Here is a 25,908-nt window from a genome sequence, read left to right on the forward strand (position 1 = left end):
ATGAAAAAAAGTTTATTTATTATGATATTGATGTTTAGTGTTATGATTGCCGGTTGTGGTGCAAATAAGAAAGATAGTGAAGATAAAGTTATTAAAGTAGCTTCACAAGCACCTCCAATGACAGATGTAGTGAAAGAAGCAGCTAAAGAAGCTAAAAAAGATGGTTGGGAAATCAAACTTGTACAAGTAAATGATAATGTTGCATATAATGACATGGTAACGAGTAAAGAAGCGGATGCAAGTTTTGCTCAGCATAAACCTTTTATGGAAAAATACAATAAAGAAAGAAAAGCTAATTTAGTAGCGATACAACCCATTTATGATGCAAAAGTTGGGTTTTATTCTAAGAAATATAAAGATACAAAATCTATACCAAATGGAACAAAAGTTGCTATTCCAAATGATATCTCAAATGAAGGTAGAGCTTTAGCAATTCTTGAAGAACAAGGACTTATTAAATTAAAAGATGGCGTTGGCGTAAACGGAACGACTAAAGATATTGTAGATAATCCTAAAGATTTTAAATGGTTAAAAGTAGACTTGCTCAATTTAGCAGAAACGTATAGCGAATCAGATGTATCACTCGTTTATAATTATCCAACATATATATCAAAAATTGGATTAAAACCAGCTGATGCATTATTCCTAGAAAAAAATATTGATACTCGTTTTTCTATACAATTAGTTGCAAGAGAAGACAATAAAGATTCCGAAAAAATTAAAGCATTACATAAAGCAATGAAGAGTGATGCAGTGAAAAAATATTTAAAAGAGAAACATAAAGATACTTTAATACCTTCATTCTAGATATATTCAGAATAAAACCACGAGGCTCGGACAATTAATTTGTCCCGAGCCTCGTGGTTTTTAAACTTATTTGCTAGCAGTTTTAAATTCTATAATTCATCTCATATTTTTGATAATAGTCTAAGATAAAGTTATACATAGTTTTACTTTTATTTTTTAATTGGTTATCTTTCTTTTTAGATATAAAGATACGTTTAGAAATCAGTAAATTTTGGTCTGTTGCATAAGGTATTTCAAAATTTCGACATACTGCTACAGGTAAATAAGTGAAATGTTTTCTGTTTTGAATAAAAATATTGAATAAAGCATCATCAACATAATTGAAATTATGATATTTAATACCTTTTTCATAAAGTTTATTTTTAATAAATTGATTGTATTCTTTGTAATTAGAAATAAAGAGAAAATGTTTAAAATTATTTGCTTCATAAATATAATCTTTTGGTTCATAAGCATCATACTCTGGTGGCGTTACTAATACAATATCTTCTCTGTAGAGGAAGTCACACTGTATATCTGAGTGTTCAATTTTAAAAAATGAAATTGCAAAATCAGCCTCTTCAGACATTAATTTATTAATAATTGTATGATTATCTAACGTTTCGACATTAAATATTTCATCAGGATGATCTTTAGTAAAAGATAAAATAGGATCTGAAGTAAAACGATTACTTGATGTAATAATGTTAATGGTCTTTTCTTCATCAATTTTATTTTTTAACATACGCTCTTTTGCATAATCGATTTCTCCAAAAATTTTATTAACAGAACTTAAAAATATTTCGCCATTTTTCGTTAATTCTATTTGTCGTAATTTTCGTTCAAACAACTTAATATCTAATTCAACTTCTAAATTTTTAATCATTTTACTTAAAGCAGGTTGGCTAATGTATAGAAAATTAGCAGCCTTAGTGAAACTCATAAAATCTGCCACTGTTTTAAAGTATTTTAGCTGTAATAAATCCATTGTATACCTCCTCATATATAACTATTTGGTTATGTGTACATACCTATATATGTATTTTAAATTATTCTAACATAAGCGTAACATTGTAATTGAAATATACATTGGATATAAGCAAAGGAGAATATATATGAATATTGCAATATATGGAGCGGGTTCGTTAGGTACGATAATGGGAGCTTATTTATCACAATCTGCAGAAAATGTGGATTTAATTGATGTAAACGAAGAACATATTAATAAATTGAATGAAAATGGTGCAACTATAAAAGGGAGTATTGAATTTCATAGTAAAGTAAATGCAATTACTCCGGACAAAATAAATAAAAAATATGATTTAGTATTGTTATTAACTAAACAAATTTATAATAATGATGTATTACCTATTATAAAAAATATTTTAAATACAGATGGGATACTGCTATCTTTACAAAATGGTGTGCCTGAACATTTTATCAGTGAAACTATTCCGAAAGAGCAAATTATAGCTGGATCTGTAGAATTTGGTGCAACATATGCTGAACCTGGTGTATCAAATCTGACTACTACTTATGACACATTCAAAGAATACGCATTACAAATTGGTGAATTAAATGGTGTTGTTACAGAGAGAATCAAGAATATTAAAGAAGTTTTAGAACATATAGGTGGTGTATTTGTTTCATCAAACTTGATCGGAACAAAGTGGTCTAAGTTGTTAATTAATAGTTCTTTTAGTGGTTTGTCTGCAGCATGTGGATGTACGTATGGCGATATAATGGATGATGAAGTTGGTATTCAATCAGCATTATATATTATCAGTGAAGGCATTCAAGTAGCTGAAAAACAAGGTATAGAATTTGAAATCATGTCTGGCGTTGATTTTACTCAATTTAAAATAATTGATAACATTGAAAAACAAACTAAAAAGTTGAAAATGATAATGGAATCAAACCGTAAATTGGAAGCAAGTATGTTACAAGACTTACAAAAAGGTAGAAAAACAGAAATTCACTATATTAACGGTTTAGTTGCACAAGAAGGAGATAACATCGATATACCTACACCATATAATGATAAAATTGTAGAAATCGTATCAGAATCGGAAAATAAAAAGACAGTTCCGCAATTTAGTGAAAGTATTGCAGAATTCGCTAAAATAATTGAGCAGAAAAAGGAGCTTTTAATATGAGAAAAGAAGAAGTTAAAAATATCTCAGCTACACCATTGAATGCACCGGTATTTCCTGCAACTGACATGTATTTTAAAGATAGAGAATTTTTGAATATCGTTTATGAAACAGATATGGAAATGCTCAAAGAAATTGTTCCAGAACCACTTACAGTTACGAGTAATTTAATAAAGTTTGAAGTCATTAATATGCCTGACAGTACAGGATTAGGTTCTTATATGGAAGCTGGACACGTTATTCCAGTAGAATATAATGGTGAAGCAGGCGAATTCTATCTTTCTATGTATGTAAATAACCAAGCAGCAATCGCATCAGGTAGAGAAGTTGCCGCTTTTCCTAAAAAAGCAGGTACGCCTAATTTATATGTAGACAACGACGTACTAGTTGGCACTTTGGACTACAACTCATTAAGAGTAGCTCAAGCTACTATGGGATATAAATATTATCGTATGGATGATGAAGAAGCTAAGTCAATCATAACAACACCACAATTTATGTTGAAACAGATGAGACACTACGATGGATCACTTTTAATGAGTGAATTAACACGCAGCCAAATAACGGATGTAAAAGTGAAAGAAGCATATAGAGGTCCTGCAAGATTACAACTTTTTGAACATGTAATGGCACCTTTAGCTGACTTTCCAGTAAAAAAAGTAGTAGATGCCCAGCACATCATTGTAGATATGAGATTAGGACAACCGAGTCAAATGTATAATTACTTAAATGATAATAATTAAAATAGAGTATATTAGGGAGGCTGGGACATGTATGTCCTAGACTCCTCTTTATGTATTATTTAAAATTTCATTAATAAAACATTTATAATATCTTTACAAAGGGTTAACCTACAGTTGATACACTTCCTAATGTAATGCATTTTAAATCACAAGGGTTAATTAGGAGGAAGTGTACATGTATAATCAGTCAGTAACAAAACGATTCTTAAGTGGAACTGCTTGTTTGATGTTATTATTAGGCGTTTCTGCAAATGAAACGGTAGAAGCGAGTGGGTCTGGAAATCCGGGAGTTAATACATCTGAAACAACAGCTAACACAAGTGATTCTGAAATTAAAGTGACATCCCAAAAGCCTCAGGTAGCACCAGTTCCTAAGAAAAACCAACCTAACCGTATCATTACTAATTTTAACGGTGATACTAAATCAGAAATGGCATTTAATTGGTATACTACAGATCAGTTTAAAGATGCAAAAGTATGGGTTTCTGAAACAGGTAATTTTGATGATGCACGTTCTTTTGATGCTAAATCTAAAAAAGTAAATTCGAAATATGTTGAACGAGATAAGAATGGAAACTTTATCTTTGCAGATCTAGAAAAAGATGATGAAGGTGAACCTGTTAAAGATAAGAATGGTAAAGAAAAAGTTAAAGGTTATTACACTGATAAAAATGCCAAAGGACCTGAATGGACACGTGGTGATAAACACGGGAAATCAGAATTAACGACAGTACCAGAATATAGCTATAAAGCTGAAGCAAATAATTTAAAACCAAATACTACATATTATTATCGCGTAGGTAGTGCAAATGGTCCTCAAAGTGAAGTAGGTCAATTTAAAACATCTGGAAACAAAGATGATCACTTCCAATTCGTTCAATATACAGATACACAAAATGCATACTGGAATGAACATGTAAGAAATGAAGCTCAGTTTGGTGCTGATACTCTAAGCAATGCCATTAAAACAGCTGGCAATCCAAACTTTGCACTTCATACAGGAGACTTTGTTGAGACTGCTCAAATTGAAGATGAGTGGCGTGATTTATATGATCGATCACGCCCATCCTTTATGTCATTACCAATCGCTTCTGCACCTGGTAACCATGATGAATACGCCTTAAGTGAAGAAGATGAGAAACTTTTAACTACTTATAACGATCATGTAAATGTTCCGAAAGAAAATAATGCAGTGAATGGTGGATCGTATTATTCATTTGATTATAACGGTGCGCATATGGTTGTAGCTAATACGAATGATAATAAAAAATCAAAAGATAACCCAGAAGAGAAAGCTATTGGGAAAGAGCAAATGGAATGGATTAAGCAAGATATTAAAGATGCGAAGAAAAATGGTGCTAAATGGGTTATTTTAAACCTTCATAAACCGATGTATTCTAAATCTTATCATGCTTTATCAGATGAAGATGTCGCTAAAATACGTGATGAGCTGACTAAACAAATTGATGATTTAGATGTTGATTTAGTACTTCAAGGTCATGATCATGTACTTTCACGTACAAAACCACTTGAACATACTGGAACAAAAAATAGTTTTGTAAATGCTAAAAAAGAAGATGCTAAACAAATACGTGGTAAAGATAATGTAGCATATTACGATAATCCTAAAGGTTCAGTTTATGTGTTACCTAATACTGGTGGAACTAAAGCGTATGATAGTATTTATGACCGTCCATTAGAACATATTAAAAAGGTAAGACCTGAATTAAAAGACTTAACACAAGAGCAATTAGATCATTACAATAGTCTGTTTGCTTTAGGTGAACAACCTCATAAAACAGATGCATTTAATAATAGTCATGAAAACAACCGCGACTCATCAGACCAGAACTTCTCAGTTTATGACGTATCAGGAGACGAATTGGTTGTAAAAATATATCAACTACATGGAGATATTAGTAAAGGCGAACAGAGACAAGTTAAATTAGTAGATGAATTTGGTATTAAAAAGAACTAAAAATAATTTTTAAAGTTAAATAAACATGTATATTAGACGTCTCCTTCAAGCAATATTATGTGGAGACGTCTATTTGTAAATAGAAGGAGAGATTATCTTGCAACATAAGTTCAAATGCTTAAGTGCTTTTATAATTTTAATTTGCTTAGTAAGTGGATGTAGTAATGACTCAACAACAAAGAAAGAAACACAACAAAAATCAGAAACCAAACAAGCAAAAGCTGAAGAAATACAAGTTTCAGATAAAGAAAAAGATGAATTAAAAGAAAAATTATTAATCTATGCAGATCAGTATGGTAAAGACAAAGGAATGGCAATATCTAATCGCTATTTTAGTAGCAGTGATCACACACAAGGTGATGGATATGCTTTGACAGAAGACGGAGAATTACAAATTACAAATCATAATAAGCCTGGAAAAAAAGCATTCAAAGTACATAATATAGTTGGGATATCAGCATATTATTCTAAAAACAATGTAAAAGGTATCGATAAACAAGCGCAAGATTTAACGAATATCCAAGGTTATAATGAAGTAGCGGATATGAACAAGCCAATTACTAAATATTTATTTGCTGATAACGGAAAAGTATATCAGTATGAATTCACTCAGAACGAAGATGTCACTTTATCTACAGGATTTGCCGATAAAGATTATAATGGTAAAGATCCTAACTTAAAACCAAATGTCGCTTTTACTGAAGTTAAAGATAAAGATATAGTTCAAAAATGGAAAAAGTTGTTGTCAAAATATAAATCATAAATTTGTGTATTTTTATAAAATTAATTCATAGTTCGGATACGTGAAAATTTATGAAAAAATGTTATAATTATGAATGGAAAAATTAAAGCAATCATATATAGGAGGCAATTATGTCTAATTTACTTAATGTCCTAAGCGACAAACTATCAGGTAAGAATGTTCGTATCGTATTACCAGAAGGTGACGATGCTCGTGTATTAACAGCAGCTGTTAAATTACAAGCTACTGATTTGGTTGCACCGATCGTACTTGGTAACGAAGAAGCAATTAAAGAAACAGCAGCGGGTGCTAATTTATCAATCGATGGACTTACAATTATTAACCCTGAAAAAAGCGAATTAAAAGCTGATTTAGTAGAAAAATTTGTTGAACGCCGTAAAGGTAAAGCAACAGTAGAACAAGCTGAAGAATTATTAAACAATGTAAACTACTTCGGAACAATGTTAGTTTATACTAATCAAGCAGATGGACTAGTAAGTGGTGCTGCGCATTCTACAGCGGATACTGTACGTCCAGCATTACAAATCATTAAAACTAAACCAGGCGTTACTAAAACATCAGGTGTATTCTTCATGACTAAAGGTGAAGAACAGTATGTGTTTGGTGATTGCGCAATTAACCCAGAATTAAATGCTCAAGACTTAGCTGAAATTGCAATTGAAAGTGCTAAGACTGCTCAAGCATTCGGTATGTCTCCAAGAGTAGCAATGCTAAGCTTCTCAACTAAAGGTTCAGCGAAATCACCTGATACTGAAAAAGTATCTGAAGCGGTATCGATTGCTCAAGAAAACTTGAAAGAAACAGACTTAAAAGATGTAGTATTAGATGGCGAATTCCAATTTGATGCAGCAATCGTTCCAGAAGTAGCTGCTAAAAAAGCGCCAAATTCTGAAATTCAAGGTGATGCAAATGTATTTATCTTCCCTAGCTTAGAAGCGGGTAACATTGGATACAAAATTGCACAACGTTTAGGTGGATTTGATGCAGTTGGTCCTGTATTACAAGGCTTAAACGCACCTGTTAACGATTTATCACGTGGCTGTTCAGCAGAAGACGTATACAGTCTTTCAATTATTACAGCTGCTCAAACATTATAATCGTGGAAACTTTGAAAGATTATTTTACACAAGAATGGCGATACATTGACCACACTTCAGGACTGCAGCCAATGCAGTCCTTTAGTTTCGATGATACATTTTGTGATCAAGTTGGAAATGATAAAAGTCCAAGTGTAGTAAGAACATGGATACACAACCACGTCGTGATATTAGGCATACACGATTCTAGATTACCTTTTTTAAAAGATGGCATTGAATTTTTAAACAATATTAAAGGATACAGTGCAATCGTTCGAAATTCAGGTGGTTTAGGCGTTGTGTTAGACAAAGGTGTACTAAATATATCTTTGATTTTTAAAGGTAAACATGATGTATCCATTGATACAGGATATGAAGTGATGTTACGTCTCATACGTGAAATGTTTAAAGAAGAAACAAATGCTATTGAAAATAAAGAAATCTCTGCCTCATACTGTCCGGGTAGCTATGACTTAAGTATCAATAACAGAAAGTTTGCTGGTATATCACAACGAAGAGTTAGAGGTGGTATAGCAGTTCAAATATACTTATGTGTAGAAGGATCTGGTGCAGAACGTGCAAACATGATGAAAGAATTCTATCAACATGCATTAAAAAATGAAAAAACAAAATTTATCTATCCAACCATCATTCCTGAAAGTATGGCATCTATAAATGAATTATTAGATAAAGAATATACAACGAATGACATATTGTTCAAGTTGTTAGGAAGTCTAAAAACATTAGGTGCAACATTAAATATGAATCCCGTCACAACAGAAGAATGGGAGCTATATGATAAATATTTTGAAAGAATGATTGAACGAAATGATAAAATGGTACGAAATATGGAAAAACAATAAAATGACATTCTCAAACAACTGTTAAGGTGGTATAATAATTTATTGCTAAACTAGAAATCGAGAAAGGTGGGGAAACAAATGCGAAATAAATTTCAAGTCTGCGATGATTGCCAAGCTGTTAATTTACCATCACTACTGAAAAAATTAAAAAAAATAGATCCAGAAGCCGAAGTAGAAGTAGCTTGCCAATCTTATTGTGGACCAGGCAGAAGAAAAACATTCGCATTCGTTAATAACCGCCCATGTGCCGCGTTAACAGAAGAAGAACTCATGGAGAAAATTCAAAAACAACTTCAAAAGAAACGCGATCCAGAAGAAGAAGAAAGATTGCGCCTTAGAAATGAAGAACGAAAACGTCGGCAAAAAGAAATAGATGAGAAGTTAAATAAGAAGTTGAATAAGTAGAATAAAGTTTTATGAAGTGAAGTTTGGATTAAATCGGGTCAAAACGCACGAAGACTTCAAGCTCATTAAGCACATTTATACTAATCATAAAAGAATAACACCATATTTCTTGAGGCTGGGACAAATTAATTGTCCCAGCCTTTCATTGTTCAGTGTTGATTTTGAGGGTGTCTTAGATTAACGCCTGACTTAATCTACAACTCACCCCAACTCTTAGATTAATTCCCGACTTAATCTACAACTCGTCTCATTTTTTCAAAAAAACTTATTTATGTCCCACTTTCTTTTATTTTTAAATATTTTATATGAATATTATTATTAAGAGTTAACTTACTTAACAAATTCTACATTTCTACAGGGTTTTCGAGTATAATTAAGTGTTCTGAATATTATAGTTTTTAATATATAAATGATATAATTGCTTATAAGGTTAGATAGAAAGATATTTAAATGTGTACATTGTAATAATGGTATATAGGGAATAAATAAACATAGAATAATAGACATCATGGTCATATGCTTGATGTGAAAGGTAGATAAGGGAGAGATATTTATGGCAAATGTAAGAAAAGCAACGATAGAAGATTATTCTGGAATTAAAAATGTAGCATCTAAAGCTTGGTATGATACGTATACCAATATTTATACGGCTAGCACGGTGACGGCATTTTTAAATGCATCTTATTCTAAAGAGATGCTTCAGAAACGTATTAATGATTCTGATTTCTTTGTTGCAGAAGATGAAGAAAAGATTGTTGGTTTTGCGAACTTTATTAAAGGAACTGAGCTATATCTTTCTTCTCATTATGTTCTACCTGAAGCACAACGTGATGGTTATGGTAAAGCATTACTTTATGCTGGTCTAGACCAATATAAAGGTTTATACAAAGAAGTATACTTAGAAGTTGATGGAAAGAACGACATTGGTATTGCCTTTTATAAGAAAGAAGGTTTTGAAGTAATTCGTAAGTATGAAGAGTTATTGTTCGGAGATGCAATGAGCACAACACTTATGAAAAAAACTTTTTAGGAGGTCGTTTGTAATGGAACAATCACTTAATAAATGGGTTTCTCAATTTTATGAAGCTTATGAAAATAAAAAAATTATTCCAAATGGTATTTTGCCTTCGAATATTACTGAACATGCAGCTTATGATATTCAAGAAGGTGTCTTGCAACGTAAGGAAGAAACAGAAGTTCATAAAGGATATAAAATTAGTTTAACGAGCCAAGAAACAAGAGATATCTTTTCTTCAACGACACCTTTATACGGTGCGATGGGTGAAACGACTATTTTTGGTCCACGTATTTATTTAAATGATTTAAACGAACCTTTAGCAGAGTTGGAATTGGTCTTTATTGTTCAAGAAGAATTGACTGAAGAAGATAGTTTAGAAGATATTATGCGTAAGTGCCTTATTGCACCAGGAGTCGAAATACCGGATTCTCGATTTAGCAATTGGTTTCCTAATTTAACAGTTAACGAAATTATTGCAGATAGTGCAGTAAGTGGTGGCGTCATTTATGGAGAGCCTAAGCAATTAACATACGAAGACATTGATAACATAAAAGGGACTTTATTATTAGATGGTAAAGAGCTTGCATCAGGATATAGTACAGAAGTAGAAGGTCACCCAGCTAAAGCTGTTAAGTGGCTCATTTCTAATATTAAAGAATATAATCGTTCTTTAACACCTGGTATGTTTGTCTCAAGTGGAACGTTTATTTTGCCTAAAACACTCACTAAAGGTGCGTATAAAGCAACTTATGAACATGTTGGTGAAATCGAATTTACAGTAGAGTAAAGATGAGAAATGGAGGGAACAAAGTGACAGAAGAAGCTTATGGAACGAAAAAGCTACCTGAAGAGAAAGTTTTCAAAGATCCTGTTCATCGTTATATACATGTTAGTGATCAATTAATTTGGGATCTTATTAAAACAAAAGAATTTCAACGCCTAAGAAGAATCAAACAACTCGGAACATTATATTTATCCTTCCATACAGCTGAGCATAGTCGCTTTGGCCATTCTTTAGGTGTTTACGAAATCGTAAGACGAATGGTGGATGAAGTGTTTGATGGAAGAGCACCTTGGGATAATAAAGATAGACCACTTGCATTATGTGCTGCTTTATTACATGACTTAGGTCACGGCCCTTTTTCTCATTGTTTCGAAAAAATATTTTTAACTGATCATGAAGCATTTACACAGTTGATAATTAAAGGTGATACAGAAGTTAATGAAGTGTTGAGAAGAGTGTCACCTGATTTCCCAACTGAAGTAGCTGAAGTTATAAATAAAACACATGAAAATAAGTTAGTGATTTCCATGATTTCTTCTCAAATAGATGCAGACAGAATGGATTATTTACAAAGGGATGCTTATTTTACAGGTGTTAGCTACGGACAATTTGATATGGAGCGTGTATTACGTTTAATGCGCCCTTCAAAAGATGAAGTACTTATTAAAGAAAGTGGTATGCATGCTGTTGAAAATTTCTTGATGAGTCGTTATCAAATGTACTGGCAAATATATTTTCATCCAGTAAGCCGTGGTGGAGAAGTATTGCTTAATAGATGTTTCAAACGTGCTAAAGTACTTTATGATCAAGGTTATTCATTTAAAGAAGAGCCTAAATATTTAATTCCATTCTTTGAAGGTGAAGTTTCTATTGAAGACTATATACGATTAGATGAGACAGTCGTAATGTATTATTTAGAAGAATGGACTGAAGAAGCAGATCAAATTTTGAGTGATTTAAGTAAACGATTTGTGAATCGTGATTTATTTAAATATTTACCATTTGATGGATCGATTATTACGATTGGTGAATTGACAGACCTATTTGAAAAGGGTGGAATTGACCCAGAGTATTATTTTGTGTGTGATTCATTTTCTGACTTACCATACGACTATGATCGTCCTGGATCAAATCGACAACCGATACATTTATTACAAAAGTCAGGCCACATTAAAGAGATTAGTAGTCAATCAGTCATAATTCACAGTATTACAGGAATTAAACGACTTGATTATAAATTGTATTATCCAAAAGAATTGATATTAGAAATGGAAGATGAAAATATTAAAGGTGATATCATTAATTTATTAAATGAACTCGTATAGATTACAAACTTGAATGTCTATCTAATACTCTAGTATGATGTAAGCAAGAATTAAATGAGGTGAAACAATTGGCTGAAAAAAAAGGATTTCAATTTAATATAATAAAAAATGATCCATTAGATGGACATAAAGGCACAAATATTGGTTCAATCAGTTTAGATAACGTTGCACCTGTGTTCGTTGATGTAGCAGAGCAAAGTGCTTTTATAGATGTTGGCGCAATGCACGCAAGAGCAGAAGTGGAAAAGCGTGTAAAATGGGTTAAAGATATAGAAGAAGTTAAAGGTGAAGAAGCTAAAGAATATTGGCTTTGTTGGGTTACAACAGAACGTGGTGAACAAGGACCCTATTATGCAGGATTAACGGGTTGTTATTTAATGGTTAACAAACCTAAAAAGCGTGGATATAAAAGTATGCCAGAGCATGTTAATATGATGGATAAATCTATGAAGCATCATATTAAAATTGACCAAATTGGTGATGGAAATAGAATCGTACTTAAAAATTTCCTTCAAGAGCATAGTGAAGAAATGTGGAATAATAGTAGTGAGGAATTAAAATCATCACTTGATACGGATTAAATATGTCAATTTTGTGACTTAATTGTGAAATATAACAATTCAAGTAAATTGCTATTGTCTTTTCACAATTTCATAAGTAAAATAGTTGATAGCTACTATAGCTAGGACACTAAAAAAAGCAGGCGCTTTTAGCCCTGCTTTTTTTAATTTTATTTGTCAAATATGCTATAATGATATACGTTCTTAAACGATGAGGTGGCCAACTATGGAAGAGAATATTAACATTAATATTAAACAAGTTGTGAAACAAAATGGCGATAAATCAACGTTTCAAACAAATACATCCGGTACATATCATAGAAGAAATAGTGATATTATTAGATATGAAGAAACGATTGATAACCAAATAGTAAAAAATATGCTTAAAATAGATGATGATGGTGTGAAAATTCACCGTACTGGCACAGTTAAAACAGTGTTTCACTTTGTCGAAGGACATGAAACAATTAGTTATTATGATACTGAAGCCGGACGTATGACAATGACTGTCAAAACACTATCAATTAAACATTATATAGATGATAATAAGGGTAAACTCAGGATACATTATCAATTAAGTGACCACACAGGATTACTCGGGACATATCAATTTCAAATTAATTTTAAGGAGATAAATGAATGAATATTATTAACCAAGTTAAAGAAACGTTAATTGAAGAAATCAAAGCAAGCATATTAAAAGCCGAACTTGTTGAATCAGTTCCAGAAATTAAAATAGAATCACCTAAAGACCCTGCTAATGGAGATTACTCTTCTAACATCGCAATGGTATTAACTAAGCTTGCACGTAAAAATCCTCGTGAAATAGCGAACCAAATCGTGGATAACTTAGATACGACTAAAGCAAATGTTAAGAAAGTTGATATTGCTGGCCCAGGTTTTATTAATTTTTATTTAGATCAACAATATTTAACTGATATTATCAAATCAGCACTAACTAAAGGTGAAGCATTTGGTAAATCAGAAGAACGTAAGAATGAAAGTATCATAGTAGAATACGTTTCAGCAAATCCAACTGGAGATTTACATATTGGACATGCAAGAAATGCTGCTGTTGGTGATACATTATCAAACGTCTTAAATGCTGCTGGTTATGATGTGACACGTGAATATTATATAAACGATGCAGGTAAACAAATTGAGAATTTAGCTCATTCAATAGAAGCGCGATATAACCAAGCTTTAGGACAAGATACTGAATTACCTGAAGATGGTTATTACGGAAAAGATATCATCGCAATTGGTAAAGATTTGGCTGAAAAGCAACCTGAAATTAAAGATCAACCAGAAGATGTTCGTATTAAAACTTTCCGTCAACTTGGTTTAGATTATGAAATGGTTAAATTAAAACAAGATTTAGCTGATTTTAATATCCATTTTGATAATTGGTTTAGTGAAACTTCTTTATATGAAACAAACAAAATTACAGCAGTATTAAATAAAATGACTGAGCTAGGTTTCACATATGAACAAGATGGCGCAACTTGGTTAAAAACGACTGAGTTTGGTGATGATAAAGACCGCGTATTGATTAAACAAGATGGTACGTACACTTATTTCTTACCAGATATTGCGTATCACTATGATAAAGTTGAACGTGGTTATGACAAACTGATCAACTTATTTGGTGCAGATCACCACGGCTATATTAATCGTTTAAAAGCTTCTTTAGAAACATTCGGAGTAGATTCAAAACGTCTTGAAATACAAATTATGCAAATGGTAAGATTGTTACAAGATGGTGTTGAAGTGAAGATGAGTAAACGTACTGGGAATGCCATCACATTACGAGACATAATGGATGAAGTGGGTATTGATGCAGCACGTTACTTCTTAACAATGCGTAGTCCAGATACACACTTTGATTTTGATATGGAACTTGCGAAGAAAGAATCACAAGATAATCCAGTTTATTATGCACAATATGCACATGCTCGTATATCTTCAATTATTCGTCAAGCTAATGAAAAAGATATAACGATTGATCAAAATGTTGATTTATCATCAATTACACATGAAAAAGCTTATGATTTATTGAAGAAAATTGCTGAATTTGAACCTACGATAGTTTCTGCTGCTGAATCTCGCAGTCCACATCGTATCACGAACTATATTCAAGATTTAGCTGCACAATTCCATAAATTCTATAATGCAGAAAAAGTATTAACTGATGATTTAGATAAGACGAAAGCACATTTAGCTTTAATTGAAGCGGCACGTATTACATTGCGTAATGCTTTAGCTTTAATTGGCGTTTCAGCTCCAGAATCTATGTAATTAAATAAAATGTTTTAATTGAGGTGCAGCTCAATCTTATTTGAGCTGTGCCTTTTTGTGTACCATTTTTTAATAAACATGCTGAGGAGAGAAGTTATGAAAAGACTGAATGTAATTTATTTAATTTTAGCGGCTTTGATTGTGCTATCAGGTTGCCAAAGTGGGAATTCTGATAGTAATAAAGAAACGAAGCAAGAATCAACGGATAAAAAAGAAGATAAGCGTATCGTGTCGTTGATTCCAAGCAACACAGAGATATTATATGAATTAGGACTTGGGGATAAAGTAGTTGGGGTATCAACAGTCGATGATTATCCTAAAGATGTTAAAAATAAAAAGAAATTCGATGCTTTTAAATTGGATACAGAAGCTTTATTAAAAGCAAAACCGGATTTAATTTTAGCGCATGAATCTAATCAATCTACTCAAGAAAAAGATTTGAAAAAATTGAGTGATGCAGGTGTTAAAGTGGTTTATATTGATGATGCAAATTCAATTAATGAAATGTATGAAACGTTTAAACAAGTTGGTAAAGTTACAGGTAAAGAACGAGAAGCTAAACAACTCGTTCGTAAAGTTAAAAGTGAAATAAACAATGTTATTAAAGAAGTCCCTAAAGAACAACAAGGTAAACAGGTCTTTATGGAAATATCTTCACAGCCAGATATTTATACTTCAGGATCGAATACATTTTATGATGATATGTTAAATTCTATAAAAGCAGAAAACATTTATCATGACCAAGAAGGATGGATAAAAACAGATAAAGAAAGCATCTTAAAAAGGAATCCGGATGTGATGATTACGACAAGCGGACAAAATGAAGATGAATATCAGAAATTAAATAACAATAGAGATGGCTTTGAGCAAGTTAAGGCTGTTAAAGAGAAACATGTTCATGCTTTAAATGCAGATATGATTTCAAGACCAGGTCCTAGACTTGCTAAAGGGTTAAAAGAACTTTCAGATAAAGTTTATGACTAAAAATATAAAAATCTATAAACTGCTTACATTATGGTTTCTCGTTCTATTGTTAGCTATTGTTATTTCATTGTTTGTTGGCTCAACTGGTATAACATGGAAATTTGAAAATCAACTAGATTGGACAATATTTTATAAGCTAAGAGTACCTAGAACTTTGTTAGCATTAATTGCTGGTATGGGACTTGTATTAAGTGGTCAAATATACCAAACGATATTAAATAATCCATTGGCAGATAGTTTTACATTAGGTTTAGCAAGCGGTGCAACATTTGGTAGTGCATTAGCTGTATTCTTAGGTGTTTCGATATGGTTTGTACCATTATTTTCTATATTTTTTAGTTTGTTAACACTTATTATAGTTGTATTAATTACAGAAACGATGGTTAAGACATTTCACGTAGCGACCATGATCTTATCTGGTATATTTATAGGAGCATTTTTCAGTTCAGCACTTTATATATTATTGTTACTTAAGCCAAATAAAGTGAATAGTATGGTCTCTTATATGTTCGGAAGTGTTTCGTCGGCTGAGACAATAACTGTAGAAATTACAGGAGGCGTTACACTCATTTGTATTATATTTTTATTTGCAATGAGTCATTTTATTAAAATTATTCAATTAGGTGATGACAAAGCGATAACACTTGGTGTCAATGTTCGAGTAGTTTCATGGTGTTGTTTATTAATAGCAGCAATCATGACGGCGGTCATTATTAGCTTTACAGGTATTATTGGATTTATAGGTATGATTGTTCCTCAAGTAGTTCGTAGAGTTTATAAAGTATCTGTCCGTATTCAAATGATATTAAATCTACTAATAGGTGGGTCTTTATTACTTATTGCAGATACAGTTGGAAGAGTGATTATAAGCCCGATACAAATACCTGTTGGAATTGTCTTATCAATCATCGCAATTCCAATCATGATGTACTTAATGATTACTGAACAACGAAAAAAAGAAAAAGGTTAAACGCGCATTTATAATATAAACTTAAATTAGCGTTACTGCACCAGTCCTTTAGAGCTGTATACAAAGGATTGGTGTTTTCTATTGAAGAATTGTATTGCTTTCTTTATGGAATAGTTTAAAATGTTTCTATGAAAGGGATGATGACATGTGTTCGTGTGATATTCAAGCGATTATTTTTGATTTGGAAGATACGCTTGTTGATCGTGAGAAATCACGAATGAAATTTTTGGAAGAACAATTTGAACGATTTCATGAATTGATGGTTACAGTCCAAAGACGTGATTTTGAAAAGGTATATTTAACATTGAATCCCTATGGGTTAGAAGATATTGAATGGGTATATCAAGAATTAGTTAAAAAATTAAATATAGAAAGAATTTCTTGGAAAACGTTTTATAATGATTATAAGATGCATCATTATAGATATCATTTTCCTTTTCATGATACATTGTTTGTTTTAGAAAAATTAAGAAACATGGGTTATAAGTTAGGTGTAGTGACGAACGGTAAAAGCGAAGATATCACACATGTTATGAATGCAATTGGGATATATCCATATATACATTATGTTTCAACGTCTGATGAAGTTGGCGTTAGAAAGCCAGATCCTGTAATATTTGAAGACATTATGAAGCATCTAGGTGTTACTGCCAAGAATGCTATTTATGTTGGCGATTGTCCTTTAAATGATATTGCTGCAGCCCACGCCATGGGTATGATTACTGTATGGATGGCTAATTCTGTATTAGGTACACCTGAAGAGGATGAATTAGATTATACGATTGAAAGTTTAAGCGATTTAATAGAAGTTTGTACAAAAATCGAAAGAGGTGATGCATGATGAAATTATTTTTAACTAAAGAAAATGTTGCGATTCATTATAAAACGAAAGGTAATGGATATCCTGTTATTTTACTGCATGGTGTTTTTCAAGATATGGAAGTATTTACACCGATCATTAAAAAATTGAGCAAACAATACCAAGTGATTTCCATTGATTTAAGAGGTCATGGACTAAGTGATACCCTTAGTGATAGTCGAGTAGATGATTATATTTCAGATATACAACAATTGATTAAAGCATTATTTATTGATTCTGCTTATGTAATTGGTTTAGAACTTGGAGCTACTATTGCAACAGGTTTAACATATAAAAATCCTAGTCTTATAAATGGTATGGTATTGATTAATCCAACCGATAATCATACGACATTTCCAGATAATCGTATTTACGATAGACATGCTGACGAAATCAGAACAATGACTGAACAAGAGAGAGAAAAATATTTATTAAGATTTAGATATAAAAATATAAAACAAGCTAAAAAGTTTGTTAAATCTCACATGCCATCTAATGATTTACAAACAATGGAAGAAGAAATTGCGATTAAGCGCTCGTTTAAAGATTTTGACATTGTCTCATTATTATCAGAGATTAAGGTAAGGACACTGATTATATCTGGATTGTATGATGGAAAGATATTATATAGTGAAGGTAAACGAGTTGCTGAATTATTACCTAATGCTGAATTTAAGCTATTTGAAGAATCAGGAGAGCTACCTTTTGTAGAAGAAAATGAAAAGTTTATAAAAGTACTTAATGAATTTTTAGATTAAATTACGGCGTGTTAATGCATTTGTTACATGTTTGTAACAAAAGTGGTCATTTTGTAATGTGTGTGTTATAATATACTCAGTTAAATGCATAGCATATAAGTCATAGACTGAAGGAGAACCTCATATGAAAAAATGTCTCTTAATTATAGCGATGGTCCTTATGGTATTACCATTTTCAACTTTTGCTGAGGCAAATGCTGCAACTGATAAACAATTAAATATTAATGATGATAATGTACAATCTTATAAAGACGGTACGGTTGCAATTGAAGGTATTAAAATTGGAGATAAAATTTCTAAAATTAAATCAAAGTATCCTAACGTAATGTTTTCATACTCTGATGATAGTAATGGCAGAGAGAATTATTATGAATTTGATAGTGCAAATGGGCATATGATTATTACTGCAAAAGTCCACGATGGTAAAGAAACTGTGAAACGAATTACAATGATTTACGACGATTTAACAAATGTGAATCTGAAATCACTTGTTTCAGTGCTAGGTGATAATACGACTAAACGTGTACAAAATAATCAATATACTGGTGGTTATGCTTACGTGAATAACGATCAAGCGCACTTCCAACTTTCAAAAGCAACTCCGAAAAGTAAACAATTTAAAGTATATCGTATTGATTTAGGTAAATACTAAATAAATGATGAATATAATCCCCCATTATGTAATAACATATTGCATAATGGGGGATTAATTTATACAATATTAGAATGAAGGTGGTGTATATATGCGTCCAAACAATGAAGTATTGCTGGAAAATGTGAACGACTATTTACAACATGTCGGAATTTTACCTAAACAAATTGATAAAGTGCAGCATTCATTAAAGAAAGATATGAAAAAGTCTGATGAGAAAGACATAGACTATGCTGAATATAGACATAAATCACATGCGGAAATTCTTCAAATTGTAGAACGAAATATCGTGATAGTGAACTATAATCCTATTCTTTTCTATATACTTAACTTCTTATTAATGGCATATTTATTTGATAAAAAATTAATTCCATTTAGTGCTGTAACGGGATTATATATATTCTATTTTGTAGTTATCCTTTCAATTTCACTTGTTATATATATAATCATTAAGAAACACAGTTATTTATATCCTAATCAAAAGCTCATGATGACGAATATACTGCTATTTAGTATTGGTATTATTTTATGCATTTTAAAAATATTCGGCTTATCATTAGGCATGTATGTTATACCAATAGCTGTCTTTCAAGCTATTTTTGTGGTTGGCGTCCTGCTTGTTGTTGTGTCATTATTTTTGAAAAAGCTTGAAGTGGCTGCAATGGGTTTGGCAGTAATACAGAAAACAATTGCTGCTATAACTACTAATGAAATGGCAATCATGATTACAACATTTGGTAGTTGGTTGATTATTTTATTTATAATCTTATATTTTGTAATGATATATTCAACAAGAAAATATGTATAATAAAAATGCAGAAAATGATTAGTCGACCACAATCATTTTCTGCATTTTTGTTTATGGTATTAAATTAATATTATAAGTGTGAAAAATTGTAAAAGGGGTATATTATTACTGTAAAGTAGGGAGGTACAGATTATGGGAGAATTAATAGCAAGGGATGGGACTCATATAGTATATGAGAAGCACGGTAACGGTAAACCACTTATTATGTTACATGCATTAAGTATGAATTTAGCTACATTTCATTCAACGGTACAACTTCTGAAAGATCAATATACAACTTATACAATGGATTCAAGAGGGCACGGTAAATCTGAAAAGCCACAATCATTTTCTATACAAAATCATATCGATGATATTATAGACTTAATGGATTCTGAGGGAATTGAATCAGCTTATATTTTGGGGCATGATATGGGTGGCGTTATAGCACAAGAATTTGCTAATCAACATCCAGAAAAAGTTGAAAAGTTAGTAATTGTATCGTCAATATCTAATCAAGGTAAACAACCATTTATTAAATTAATCGCTAAACATAGAGATATAGTAGCAGGGTTTAGTAAAGAAGAAGCGATGTTAATTCTGTTTAATGAAATATTTCATGATACGAACTCAACATTTAAATGGTATCAAGAAGTGAAAAAATATTATCGCATGTCGGCTGAAGAAGATGCAATATCAGTTAGGTCTATAAATGGAATCAATATAAAAGTAGATAATATAAACATACCTACACTTATTGTGAAAGGCAAATACGATCCTTTTGATATAGATAATGTAACTGAAAATATTAAAAGTGCACAAATAGAAATATTTGAACATTCAGGTCACGCACCCTTTATCGAGGAAAGCGAAAAATTCAAAAAAGTTGTTTCTAAATTTTTGAATCAAAACGTAAGAGATAAGCAAGTAATATAAACAGATTAAGAGCTGAGACAATTAATTTGTCCCAGCCCTTAATCTGTTTTGTTTATATATTAATCGTTTATTTCAGTCTTTGCGATTTCTTTATCAATTTTTTCAAGAACTTCTGATATAGATTTGCGTTGCTTTTTATTAACTAAAATTAAAACTGTACGTTCATCGTATTCATTTCTTCTTTTAGTAAAGTAATCGTGTTGTGATAGGTTTTTAACAGCTTTTACAATTTGTGGCTGTTTATAGTTTAATTTATTAATGATTTTTTTCAAATGATATTCTTCTTCATCTGTTTCATTAATATAAGTTAAAACTGCGAATTCTTCAAAGCTAAGTGAAAAATCCTTCTTAATGATAGATTTTAATTTGTCCACATAAGTAACAAGTGCTAATAAATCTGAACAATTTTCTATTTTAGAAATTGCCATTTTGAATCCCCCTAGATAGTGAGTATTTTGCTCCAATGATTGAAAAAATACAATATAGCGTGAAGGCTTGTCTAATCAATTTGAAAGCGTTTTTAATTTTTTAATTCATAATTTCCGTTTATCAATTATTTACTTATTTTAGCCTAAATATAAGTGTATGTAAACTAATAAGAGTAGGATTTAATTAAATAATAATATAAATAATATAATTGTCACAAACGAAAGGGACATATAATATAATCCTATAAAATTTAAGTGTAAGATTATTATTAATTCTACTAATAAAATAAATCGAGAATTACGAAATATTCTAATATTAAATGAGAATATTATATATTTAATTCATGTAAAAAGCCGTATTTAAAAATACGGCTTTTTAAAATGTTATTTTTTAATAGAAGTGTATTGAATAATTACTTCTTCAATAATATTTGAATCTAGTTCTGCATATTTGTTTAAGAATTCAGCAACACTATGATCATTGATATAGTTGTTTTTTTCAACTGTTTCTTTATCATTATCGTCTTGATATTCAAGCAAGTAACATAATGCTTTTACGAGTTCTGAATGTTTTTGATTTGTTTTTGATAAAGCTACTAAAGGTTTTACGATACGATCATTTGGTCCAACTTTACGTAACACACCACGTCCGACTCTTGTAACATCATCAGATAAGTAGGGGTTATTGAAGCGTCCAATTATTTTTTCAATATAATATGCTTGGTCTTCTTTTGTAAACTCGTCAAAGTTTGCAACGAGGTATTCACCTGTTTCATTTAATACTTCATGTAAACCGTCATTAATTTCTTTATCTTGAATCGCTTCAAGGATTGTTTTGTAACCTTTATATTGGCCATAATATGCTAAGTAAGCATGACCAGTGTTCACAGTTAATAATTTTCTTTCGATATAAGGTGTTAAATCATCAACATAATGAACATCTTCAAGTTGAGTACCTTGCCATTTAGAAGCTTCAACAACCCATTCAAAGAAAGGTTCTACTAATACATCTAATGAACCTTCTTTTTGACCTTGAGGTACAATACGGTCTACTGCTGAGTTAGGGAAACTTATATCATCTGATAAAGGTCCTGTAATATCTAATACTGCTTTTTTAAGTTGATCCGTTGCCATGATGGCATTTTCACAAGCAACAATATTTAATGTTTTACCAGGTTCGCGTTCTTTTAAAAATTGTGCGAAAGATTTAGCGATGATTGGTAAGATATTAACACCTACTGCAGTTGTGATTACATCTGCTTCTAAAATTGCTTCTTTTAATTTATCTGTTTCAGTAATACTATTTATACCTTTAACACCTGATACGGGTTCTTTAGTATTTTCTTTGTTAGCAATGACTACTTGATACGCTTTTTCTTCATTAATTTGATTAATAATATTTTCATTAACATCGACGAATGTCACATCATAGCCATTATCGCTTAATACTTTACCTATAAAACCTCGACCGATATTACCGGCACCAAAGTGAATGGCTTTCATTAAAGTTCAACCTCCTCAAAGATAGCAAGAATTTCTTCTTTAGATTGAGCGTTGATGACACGTTCTACATTTTCTTCTTCACTAAATACAATCGCGATTTGTGAAAGAATATCTAAATGTTCACCGTCTTTACCAGCTATACCAACAACAACTTTAGTTTCGTTTCCATCCCAATCAACACCATTTGGAATATGAAGTAATACGAGACCTGATTTTAATACTTCTGTTTTTGCTTCATCTGTACCATGTGGAATTGCTAAGAAGTTACCCATGTAAGTTGTAACAATTTGTTCGCGTTCTTTCATAGCAGTGATATATTTTTCAGTTACTGCACCGTCTTCAACTAAAGCTTGTCCAGCTTTTTCGATAGCTTCTTCTTGTGAGTTTACTGATAAGTTCATAAAAATGTTTTGTGGATTAAATAAGTTTGTCATATTAAATCACTCCGTTTTCGTTAATTTTTGTTTTAATTTATTTAAGAAAAATGATTTGAGTGTATTTTCTATTAGCACTCTATCGTTTAACAACTGATCAATATCATCCAGATGCTCAGTAATTAAGGATGATACTTCACTCATAAATTGACCTTGTTCTGAATTTTTCGGTATGAACATACTTACGAGCCAATTTACTTCTTGTTCTTCATTCTCTATCGTTCTAAGCATTAAAGGTTTAGTTAATTCAGTTATAATCAGCTGTGGTTTTTTAATAAGTTCATCTGATAAATGAGGTATAGCAACTGGATAATCTGTTAATGCAAAGCCTTGTAGTTCTATTCTTTTACTAAGTTTTTCGTTGAAACTATGCGTGTCATCAATAATGTGATTTTTAGATAACGTTTGAACTAAATAGCGATTGAGCTGTGTTACTTTCTTCTTTTCAACTATCATATTTTGAATTAATGATAAGCTTTCTTCTATAAAAGAAACTGTATGATCATAATCTTCATATGATATTGGCTGTTCTTTAGACAGATTGTCTTGTTGCCTTTGAACAATTGAATGTTGTAATTTCAAGAAATATTTAACATTTTCAGCGTCTTGTTCCGGTAATAATGGGTTCACTGTAATGTGTGGATATTTAGTATCAACTGCAACTGTAGAAATCATGCCATCATACATCGAGAAATCAATCGATTTTAAACTACTGACGGATACTTCGGTCGTCTGCGTAATTTCAGAAAAATGTTGTTTCAAACGATTGGATAGGATACGACTTGTACCAATGCCGCTACTACAAACAACTAATACATGTAATGAACGACTTTGTTTGGCTTTTAACATACCACCAAAGTGAAGTGCGATATAGGCTACTTCGCTTTTTGGAAAATGATAATTACTGAATACAATCTTTAAACCTGACGAAACAGCTTCGAATAATGCTTTATCATATGTTTCGATCATTTCAGTAAGCGGATTGTATGTTTCAATATTGGCTTCCAATCTGTTAATAGCGGGCTCTAAATGTAAATTTAGACCTTTAAATAATGACTCTTCATCTTTGAAAGAAAATCCTTCGCTTTTTACAAAATCAATGAGTTCCGTTACACGTTGTTCATGCGTTTCGGTGCTCTCATATGATGTTGCTTCATGACGTCGCCTTGCACCTCTTAAATGCATTGTGATAAATGCTATTTCCGAATGATTAAATGTGACATCATAAATGTTACTTAACACATTAGTCAGTCTTTCTGATACTTTGAATTCATCTGTTGAAATCAATTCGTTTAAAATATCATCTTCAATATCTACATGACCATCTTGCTTAATACGTTCAATTGCTAATACAATATGAATCGTTAAAGTTAAATAACTAGCTTCTGTTAATGTATAGGGCAGTGTACCAAGCTCATCCATTAACAACCGTTCAACATTAAATAATCTATCGATATCAACGATACCTTGTAAATGTGTCTCATTTAATGTGTGATATACAAAATGATCTTCAACAACAGAATAGACGCTATCTCCGTCTAACTTTTCTAACATAAATCTAGCTAATAGTTGTCTTTTATTTACTTCTTCACCATTTAAAATTAATCCCTCGCCGCGCCTTCGTTCTAACGATAGTTCAAAGGTTTCTAACTCAGGCTCTAACTGCTCAATAATCTTATTCAGTGTGTGTGTTGAAGCACCAATTTCATTAGCTAAGCTGTATAATTTCACTGGATCTTTAGATTGGATCAAATTGTATAAAATAATCACTTTTCGCTCTTCATCAGATAAATCAATCGTATGTTGTTCATTTAATGATTGAACGAAAGTATCAATATTTTGTGGTTCACCTTCAATGCGGAGTCCTAATTTAGGCACTCTTGTTAAGGAAAGGTGATATTTATTGAGTGTATCTTCAACACTTTTCATTTCTCTATGCACGGTTCTAGACGAAATACCTAAGTCTTGAGCAATGTCATGAATCGTTAAAAAAGAGTGAAGACGCTCAGATAGTAATTTGAGAATGCTTTTTTCTCGGTTACTTATCATCATCGACCTTCACTCCTTTGTTTAGAATTATTTTTTCAATTCGCTAATTAACTCTTCATATCTTGGTGAATTCAAGAAGTTATCTACTGAAATATGAATCGCTTTTGGATTCTTTTTAATAGCTCTATCTGTTAATGTTTTTTGAGTAATTACGACATCTGCATCATCTGGTAATTGGTTGATAGCAGTGTTTGTTACTTCAATATTTGTTAATTCAGCTTTTTTGAATTTATTTCGTAACATGCCGGCACCCATTGCACTTGAACCCATACCAGCATCACAAGCGAAAATAACTTTTTGAACATTTGAGAAATCATGTGCGTCTACATTTTCAGTGTCATACTCATCTAATAATCCATCTGATTCATCTTTTTCTTCAGCATCATCTGAAGTTTCTTTGTCTTCTTTATCAGCACCAGTTAAAGCACCACTTACAGAAGATTTTTTACCTTTACGAGCTTCCATGTCAGCAGTTGCTGATTCAAGGTCACTTTCAGGATCTTTAGTTACTTTCAATATAATAGATGCTACTAAGAATGAAACTAAAGTTGCTAGGAAGATACCTAGTAACATGACTAAATAACTACCTTTAGGCGTTATTGCGAAGTAGGCTAAAATTGAACCTGGTGATGCAGGACCTGTTGTACCAAAGTCGAATATGCTGAATGTAGCTACACCAGTCATACCACCTAAAATAACGGCAACTAATAATAAAGGACGCATTAATACATATGGGAAGTAAATTTCATGAATACCACCTAGGAAATGGATGATACCAGCACCATATGATGTTGCT

Annotated in this window: 27 protein-coding genes; 21 read left to right on the plus strand and 6 right to left on the minus strand. The window is 31.5% G+C overall.

Features of this window, described 5'->3' with window-relative positions; all coding sequences use genetic code 11:
- On the plus strand, positions 1–807 hold the full coding sequence (locus tag B2G86_RS09240) for a MetQ/NlpA family ABC transporter substrate-binding protein (protein ID WP_078357814.1): 807 nt from the start codon (positions 1–3) through the stop codon (positions 805–807).
- An 82-nt stretch (positions 808–889) separates the two neighbouring features.
- Here B2G86_RS09240 and B2G86_RS09245 read toward each other — a convergent pair whose 3' ends face one another.
- Positions 890–1,774: a LysR family transcriptional regulator gene (locus B2G86_RS09245; RefSeq protein WP_198931337.1), complete on the minus strand. Its 885-nt coding sequence runs from the start codon at positions 1,772–1,774 to the stop codon at positions 890–892.
- 127 nt (positions 1,775–1,901) lie between these two features.
- On the opposite strand from B2G86_RS09245, the gene B2G86_RS09250 reads away from it, so the two are divergent.
- From B2G86_RS09250 to B2G86_RS09345, 20 genes are all read left to right on the plus strand, one after another.
- Positions 1,902–2,942, plus strand: coding sequence for a ketopantoate reductase family protein (locus B2G86_RS09250; protein WP_078357816.1), 1,041 nt, complete (start codon positions 1,902–1,904; stop codon positions 2,940–2,942).
- Positions 2,939–3,682, plus strand: a complete 744-nt coding sequence (locus tag B2G86_RS09255; RefSeq protein WP_078357817.1) for an acetoacetate decarboxylase — start codon at positions 2,939–2,941, stop codon at positions 3,680–3,682. The genes B2G86_RS09250 and B2G86_RS09255 overlap by 4 nt, the downstream gene beginning before the upstream one ends.
- A 226-nt stretch (positions 3,683–3,908) precedes the next feature.
- Positions 3,909–5,660 carry a purple acid phosphatase family protein gene (locus B2G86_RS09260; RefSeq protein WP_420798273.1) on the plus strand — a complete coding sequence of 584 codons (1,752 nt, stop codon included), beginning with the start codon at positions 3,909–3,911 and terminating at the stop codon, positions 5,658–5,660.
- A gap of 97 nt (positions 5,661–5,757) precedes the next feature.
- Positions 5,758–6,423, plus strand: coding sequence for a hypothetical protein (locus B2G86_RS09265; RefSeq protein WP_078357819.1), 666 nt, complete (start codon positions 5,758–5,760; stop codon positions 6,421–6,423).
- A gap of 110 nt (positions 6,424–6,533) precedes the next feature.
- Positions 6,534–7,520: a phosphate acetyltransferase gene (pta, locus tag B2G86_RS09270; RefSeq protein WP_078357820.1), complete on the plus strand. Its 987-nt coding sequence runs from the start codon at positions 6,534–6,536 to the stop codon at positions 7,518–7,520.
- Between the two features lie 2 nt (positions 7,521–7,522).
- The gene (locus B2G86_RS09275; RefSeq protein WP_078357821.1) at positions 7,523–8,362 is read left to right on the plus strand and encodes a lipoate--protein ligase family protein; all 840 of its coding nucleotides are present in this window, start codon (positions 7,523–7,525) and stop codon (positions 8,360–8,362) included.
- Positions 8,363–8,440: 78 nt separating this feature from the next.
- On the plus strand, positions 8,441–8,767 hold the full coding sequence (locus tag B2G86_RS09280) for a YuzB family protein (protein ID WP_078357822.1): 327 nt from the start codon (positions 8,441–8,443) through the stop codon (positions 8,765–8,767).
- 553 nt (positions 8,768–9,320) lie between these two features.
- Positions 9,321–9,797: a GNAT family N-acetyltransferase gene (locus B2G86_RS09285; protein ID WP_078357823.1), complete on the plus strand. Its 477-nt coding sequence runs from the start codon at positions 9,321–9,323 to the stop codon at positions 9,795–9,797.
- Between the two features lie 13 nt (positions 9,798–9,810).
- Entirely contained in the window at positions 9,811–10,572 is a 762-nt protein-coding gene (locus B2G86_RS09290; protein WP_078357824.1) for a 2-keto-4-pentenoate hydratase, read from the plus strand.
- A 2-nt stretch (positions 10,573–10,574) separates the two neighbouring features.
- Positions 10,575–11,894, plus strand: coding sequence for an HD domain-containing protein (locus B2G86_RS09295; protein WP_174221872.1), 1,320 nt, complete (start codon positions 10,575–10,577; stop codon positions 11,892–11,894).
- A gap of 68 nt (positions 11,895–11,962) precedes the next feature.
- Positions 11,963–12,475 carry a YwhD family protein gene (locus tag B2G86_RS09300; protein WP_078357826.1) on the plus strand — a complete coding sequence of 171 codons (513 nt, stop codon included), beginning with the start codon at positions 11,963–11,965 and terminating at the stop codon, positions 12,473–12,475.
- Between the two features lie 205 nt (positions 12,476–12,680).
- A complete protein-coding gene (locus tag B2G86_RS09305) occupies positions 12,681–13,097 on the plus strand; it encodes a YwiB family protein (protein ID WP_078357827.1) in 417 nt (138 codons plus the stop codon).
- Positions 13,094–14,752 (plus strand): arginine--tRNA ligase, encoded by a 1,659-nt coding sequence (gene argS / locus B2G86_RS09310; protein WP_078357828.1) that lies wholly within the window; start codon positions 13,094–13,096, stop codon positions 14,750–14,752. The genes B2G86_RS09305 and argS overlap by 4 nt, the downstream gene beginning before the upstream one ends.
- Before the next feature lie 96 nt (positions 14,753–14,848).
- Complete coding sequence (locus B2G86_RS09315) at positions 14,849–15,736, plus strand: ABC transporter substrate-binding protein (RefSeq protein ID WP_078357829.1); 888 nt, start codon at positions 14,849–14,851, stop codon at positions 15,734–15,736.
- Positions 15,729–16,706: a FecCD family ABC transporter permease gene (locus tag B2G86_RS09320; RefSeq protein ID WP_078357830.1), complete on the plus strand. Its 978-nt coding sequence runs from the start codon at positions 15,729–15,731 to the stop codon at positions 16,704–16,706. The genes B2G86_RS09315 and B2G86_RS09320 overlap by 8 nt, the downstream gene beginning before the upstream one ends.
- Positions 16,707–16,851: 145 nt before the next feature.
- Positions 16,852–17,547: an HAD family hydrolase gene (locus B2G86_RS09325; protein WP_078357831.1), complete on the plus strand. Its 696-nt coding sequence runs from the start codon at positions 16,852–16,854 to the stop codon at positions 17,545–17,547.
- A complete protein-coding gene (locus tag B2G86_RS09330) occupies positions 17,544–18,323 on the plus strand; it encodes an alpha/beta fold hydrolase (RefSeq protein WP_078357832.1) in 780 nt (259 codons plus the stop codon). Before B2G86_RS09325 ends, B2G86_RS09330 begins: the two co-directional genes overlap by 4 nt.
- Before the next feature lie 124 nt (positions 18,324–18,447).
- Positions 18,448–18,975 carry an SA0570 family protein gene (locus B2G86_RS09335; RefSeq protein WP_078357833.1) on the plus strand — a complete coding sequence of 176 codons (528 nt, stop codon included), beginning with the start codon at positions 18,448–18,450 and terminating at the stop codon, positions 18,973–18,975.
- Positions 18,976–19,066: 91 nt separating this feature from the next.
- Positions 19,067–19,783, plus strand: a complete 717-nt coding sequence (locus B2G86_RS09340) for a hypothetical protein (protein ID WP_078357834.1) — start codon at positions 19,067–19,069, stop codon at positions 19,781–19,783.
- Positions 19,784–19,915: 132 nt separating this feature from the next.
- Positions 19,916–20,698, plus strand: coding sequence for an alpha/beta fold hydrolase (locus B2G86_RS09345; protein ID WP_078357835.1), 783 nt, complete (start codon positions 19,916–19,918; stop codon positions 20,696–20,698).
- Positions 20,699–20,757: 59 nt separating this feature from the next.
- Here B2G86_RS09345 and sarA read toward each other — a convergent pair whose 3' ends face one another.
- From sarA to B2G86_RS09370, 5 genes are all read right to left on the minus strand, one after another.
- Positions 20,758–21,126 carry a global transcriptional regulator SarA gene (gene sarA, locus B2G86_RS09350; protein ID WP_078357836.1) on the minus strand — a complete coding sequence of 123 codons (369 nt, stop codon included), beginning with the start codon at positions 21,124–21,126 and terminating at the stop codon, positions 20,758–20,760.
- 384 nt (positions 21,127–21,510) lie between these two features.
- The gene (locus B2G86_RS09355) at positions 21,511–22,629 is read right to left on the minus strand and encodes a mannitol-1-phosphate 5-dehydrogenase (RefSeq protein WP_078357837.1); all 1,119 of its coding nucleotides are present in this window, start codon (positions 22,627–22,629) and stop codon (positions 21,511–21,513) included.
- Positions 22,629–23,063, minus strand: coding sequence for a PTS mannitol transporter subunit IIA (locus tag B2G86_RS09360; RefSeq protein ID WP_078357838.1), 435 nt, complete (start codon positions 23,061–23,063; stop codon positions 22,629–22,631). Before B2G86_RS09360 ends, B2G86_RS09355 begins: the two co-directional genes overlap by 1 nt.
- A 6-nt stretch (positions 23,064–23,069) precedes the next feature.
- The gene (locus B2G86_RS09365; protein ID WP_078357839.1) at positions 23,070–25,115 is read right to left on the minus strand and encodes a BglG family transcription antiterminator; all 2,046 of its coding nucleotides are present in this window, start codon (positions 25,113–25,115) and stop codon (positions 23,070–23,072) included.
- Positions 25,116–25,139: 24 nt separating this feature from the next.
- Positions 25,140–25,908: PTS sugar transporter subunit IIBC family protein (locus tag B2G86_RS09370; RefSeq protein WP_142242933.1), on the minus strand; the 769-nt coding region annotated here is incomplete at its 5' end.

It is taken from the genome of Mammaliicoccus fleurettii, assembly GCF_002018435.1.
In the GTDB taxonomy this organism is placed as follows: domain Bacteria; phylum Bacillota; class Bacilli; order Staphylococcales; family Staphylococcaceae; genus Mammaliicoccus; species Mammaliicoccus fleurettii.

What these genes read in the sequence shown, in the direction of transcription:
- B2G86_RS09315 (WP_078357829.1), top strand. Translation starts at nt 14,849, where the DNA reads ATGAAAAGACTGAATGTAATTTATTTAATTTTAGCGGCTTTGATTGTG.
- B2G86_RS09260 (WP_420798273.1), top strand. Translation starts at nt 3,909, where the DNA reads ATGTTATTATTAGGCGTTTCTGCAAATGAAACGGTAGAAGCGAGTGGG.
- sarA (WP_078357836.1), bottom strand. Translation starts at nt 21,126, where the DNA reads ATGGCAATTTCTAAAATAGAAAATTGTTCAGATTTATTAGCACTTGTT.
- B2G86_RS09335 (WP_078357833.1), top strand. Translation starts at nt 18,448, where the DNA reads ATGAAAAAATGTCTCTTAATTATAGCGATGGTCCTTATGGTATTACCA.
- B2G86_RS09245 (WP_198931337.1), bottom strand. Translation starts at nt 1,774, where the DNA reads ATGGATTTATTACAGCTAAAATACTTTAAAACAGTGGCAGATTTTATG.
- B2G86_RS09305 (WP_078357827.1), top strand. Translation starts at nt 12,681, where the DNA reads ATGGAAGAGAATATTAACATTAATATTAAACAAGTTGTGAAACAAAAT.
- B2G86_RS09330 (WP_078357832.1), top strand. Translation starts at nt 17,544, where the DNA reads ATGATGAAATTATTTTTAACTAAAGAAAATGTTGCGATTCATTATAAA.
- B2G86_RS09340 (WP_078357834.1), top strand. Translation starts at nt 19,067, where the DNA reads ATGCGTCCAAACAATGAAGTATTGCTGGAAAATGTGAACGACTATTTA.
- B2G86_RS09250 (WP_078357816.1), top strand. Translation starts at nt 1,902, where the DNA reads ATGAATATTGCAATATATGGAGCGGGTTCGTTAGGTACGATAATGGGA.
- B2G86_RS09345 (WP_078357835.1), top strand. Translation starts at nt 19,916, where the DNA reads ATGGGAGAATTAATAGCAAGGGATGGGACTCATATAGTATATGAGAAG.
- B2G86_RS09355 (WP_078357837.1), bottom strand. Translation starts at nt 22,629, where the DNA reads ATGAAAGCCATTCACTTTGGTGCCGGTAATATCGGTCGAGGTTTTATA.
- B2G86_RS09280 (WP_078357822.1), top strand. Translation starts at nt 8,441, where the DNA reads ATGCGAAATAAATTTCAAGTCTGCGATGATTGCCAAGCTGTTAATTTA.
- B2G86_RS09320 (WP_078357830.1), top strand. Translation starts at nt 15,729, where the DNA reads ATGACTAAAAATATAAAAATCTATAAACTGCTTACATTATGGTTTCTC.
- B2G86_RS09240 (WP_078357814.1), top strand. Translation starts at nt 1, where the DNA reads ATGAAAAAAAGTTTATTTATTATGATATTGATGTTTAGTGTTATGATT.
- B2G86_RS09290 (WP_078357824.1), top strand. Translation starts at nt 9,811, where the DNA reads ATGGAACAATCACTTAATAAATGGGTTTCTCAATTTTATGAAGCTTAT.
- pta (WP_078357820.1), top strand. Translation starts at nt 6,534, where the DNA reads ATGTCTAATTTACTTAATGTCCTAAGCGACAAACTATCAGGTAAGAAT.
- B2G86_RS09365 (WP_078357839.1), bottom strand. Translation starts at nt 25,115, where the DNA reads ATGATGATAAGTAACCGAGAAAAAAGCATTCTCAAATTACTATCTGAG.
- B2G86_RS09255 (WP_078357817.1), top strand. Translation starts at nt 2,939, where the DNA reads ATGAGAAAAGAAGAAGTTAAAAATATCTCAGCTACACCATTGAATGCA.
- B2G86_RS09360 (WP_078357838.1), bottom strand. Translation starts at nt 23,063, where the DNA reads ATGACAAACTTATTTAATCCACAAAACATTTTTATGAACTTATCAGTA.
- B2G86_RS09285 (WP_078357823.1), top strand. Translation starts at nt 9,321, where the DNA reads ATGGCAAATGTAAGAAAAGCAACGATAGAAGATTATTCTGGAATTAAA.
- B2G86_RS09295 (WP_174221872.1), top strand. Translation starts at nt 10,575, where the DNA reads ATGAGAAATGGAGGGAACAAAGTGACAGAAGAAGCTTATGGAACGAAA.
- B2G86_RS09325 (WP_078357831.1), top strand. Translation starts at nt 16,852, where the DNA reads ATGTGTTCGTGTGATATTCAAGCGATTATTTTTGATTTGGAAGATACG.
- argS (WP_078357828.1), top strand. Translation starts at nt 13,094, where the DNA reads ATGAATATTATTAACCAAGTTAAAGAAACGTTAATTGAAGAAATCAAA.